Raw genomic sequence first — 1,198 nt, 5'->3', positions numbered from 1 at the left:
GGCGGCGGCGTCTGAGGTGGTGGAATGACAATCTGGTCTTGCGGTGGCAACGCCGTCGCCGGCGTCGCCGGCTCGCGCGGCTGAAAAGTCGAGGGCTCGAAAGCTTCCTCCTCGTTCGATGTCGTGTTCCGGTCGGACGGCCCGCTCGGCCAATTTATATAAAGCAGGCCGCCGGCCAGCAGCAGCCCGATCCCCGCAGTACCGAGTTTCGTGCCCAAGCCTGCATTTCGCCGGGCAACCGGGCTACCACCGTCGAGCTCATGATAGTCTATGCTCGACATCAGCGGCTCCTCTGTTCGAACTGGCGGCGCTTGCTCTTTTTGTCGAGTTTCGACGGACCATAAATGTCTTCAATCGGGTCCGGCATGCGCTGCGATGGAGATTGACGGTTGTAGAGGCACAACGTCTTGTCGCCGGCGCGCAGGGTGAATTGCTGCGCAACCTTGTCGATGATCATGTATTCGCCTTCGGTGCGCAGGTTCACCAGAGATTCACGGCCTTTGACTTCGACAACAAAGATCGCCGGCACGTCACCTGTGAATTGCAGGAACATTTTCTTGCCGTCATCGAACACGACGCGCGGCTTGAGCGAGTCATCACCGCGATAGGCATAGTCGTAGTTCAGCATCGACGGGTCGATGTTCTTAAGCGATGGATTGCGGGCACTTTCTTCGGCCTGGGCGAGGAGCCGCGCGTTTACGTCCTCGTCAGGGTATTTGAAGCGAACATGAAACGACGCCCGCAGGGACGGTTCGCGGGAGCCGACCAGGAGCAGGGAATAGACCCGTTTGTTGGTGACGATGTTGACGTTGGTCTCGGCCCTTTCGACCAGCGGCTTGACGAACAGGATGCCCGATCCCTTCTTTGGGACGATCGACCAACCGATCGTGTCGCCGGCGGAAATCGTTTCGATAACTTCCGTCGGGCTCAGCTGGATCATCGTCGAGACGCCGATCGCCGCCTGGACCGTCACGACATTGTCGTTGTTGAAGGTGACGTAGCGAATCCGGCTGTCGCGCGACAGCGCCGGGATCGACAACGCCAAGCAAAGTGCGGCCGACAGCGCCACCGTTTTCAGCCGCCGCCTCATTGTACCGTCCTGTCGGCCGGCGCGGCGTCGGGCAGCGATTCCTGGTCGCGCCGGTATTCCGTAACCTGGAAGCCTAATGGATTATCGAACCGATACTCATTTTTGAGC

General features: G+C 59.6%; 1 protein-coding gene and 2 pseudogenes. All 3 read right to left on the bottom strand.

Translation table 11 applies throughout. From position 1 onward, the window contains the following. A pseudogene (locus EOA85_RS35640) lies at positions 1-281 on the bottom strand (hypothetical protein); the annotation flags it as partial. Beyond that, a complete protein-coding gene (locus EOA85_RS35635; protein ID WP_127212757.1) occupies positions 281-1,090 on the bottom strand; it encodes a TrbG/VirB9 family P-type conjugative transfer protein in 810 nt (269 codons plus the stop codon). The gene EOA85_RS35635 and the pseudogene EOA85_RS35640, both read right to left, overlap by 1 nt. Further along, positions 1,087-1,198, bottom strand: a pseudogene (locus EOA85_RS35630) (type VI secretion protein); the annotation flags it as partial. The pseudogene EOA85_RS35630 and the gene EOA85_RS35635, both read right to left, overlap by 4 nt.

It is taken from the genome of Mesorhizobium sp. M5C.F.Ca.IN.020.29.1.1 (genome assembly GCF_003997375.1).
In the GTDB taxonomy this organism is placed as follows: Bacteria; Pseudomonadota; Alphaproteobacteria; order Rhizobiales; family Rhizobiaceae; genus Mesorhizobium; species Mesorhizobium wenxiniae.
The sequence above is the reverse complement of the archived record's forward strand: the minus strand, read 5'-3'. Positions and strand labels throughout refer to the sequence as shown.

Excerpts from the sequence above, each read along its gene's own strand:
- EOA85_RS35635 (WP_127212757.1), bottom strand. The coding sequence starts at position 1,090 with ATGAGGCGGCGGCTGAAAACGGTGGCGCTGTCGGCCGCACTTTGCTTG.